Raw genomic sequence first — 776 nt, 5'->3', positions numbered from 1 at the left:
TATGGGTAGTATCCCATTACGGATACTGGGTTCCCCCATTCGGATATCCACGGCTCAATGCTTGCTTACAGCTCCCCGTGGCGTTTCGGCGTTCGCTCCGTCCTTCTTCGGCTCCTAGCGCCTAGGCATCCACCATACGCTCTTATTAGCTTAACCTTGGGTTTTCCAAAGTTTCGTATTTGTTTTTGCTTTCAGCTTTTAGATTTTTTAATCGATGTCTTTTCGATTTAGGATGTGTAGTTGTCATGGAACTGGTGGAGCCAAGCGGGATCGAACCGCTGACCTCCTGCGTGCAAGGCAGGCGCTCTCCCAGCTGAGCTATGGCCCCACATGTGGTGGGTCTAAATGGACTCGAACCATCGACCTCACGCTTATCAGGCGTGCGCTCTAACCAGCTGAGCTATAGACCCACATGTGAATTAGCATAAATTTGAAATTATACTAAGAGGTTAATAAACACGACAATCACTTGTCGTGTAAGTTCCCTCAAAACTATATAGTATGCAATCAAAACAGTGCGTCAACTTTTGAGACCGATGTCTCTATGACCGATTATTTCACGGTCTGTTTCCTTAGAAAGGAGGTGATCCAGCCGCACCTTCCGATACGGCTACCTTGTTACGACTTCACCCCAATCATCTGTCCCACCTTCGACGGCTAGCTCCCTTACGGGTTACCCCACCGGCTTCGGGTGTTACAAACTCTCGTGGTGTGACGGGCGGTGTGTACAAGGCCCGGGAACGTATTCACCGCGGCATTCTGATCCGCGATTACTA

The 776-nt window shown here is 49.4% G+C and carries 2 tRNA genes and 2 rRNA genes; all 4 read right to left on the bottom strand.

From position 1 onward, the window contains the following. Positions 1 to 156, bottom strand: a 23S ribosomal RNA gene (locus BHF68_RS08550); the annotation flags it as partial. A 96-nt stretch (positions 157 to 252) separates the two neighbouring features. Next, a tRNA-Ala gene (locus BHF68_RS08545) sits at positions 253 to 328 on the bottom strand. Between the two features lie 5 nt (positions 329 to 333). Beyond that, positions 334 to 410 (bottom strand) — tRNA-Ile (locus BHF68_RS08540). Positions 411 to 576: 166 nt separating this feature from the next. Further along, positions 577 to 776 (bottom strand): 16S ribosomal RNA (locus BHF68_RS08535); the annotation flags it as partial.

Origin of the sequence: Desulfuribacillus alkaliarsenatis (assembly GCF_001730225.1) — a bacterium.
Classification (GTDB): domain Bacteria; phylum Bacillota; class Bacilli; order Desulfuribacillales; family Desulfuribacillaceae; genus Desulfuribacillus; species Desulfuribacillus alkaliarsenatis.
This window is presented reverse-complemented; position numbering and strand designations above follow the sequence as displayed.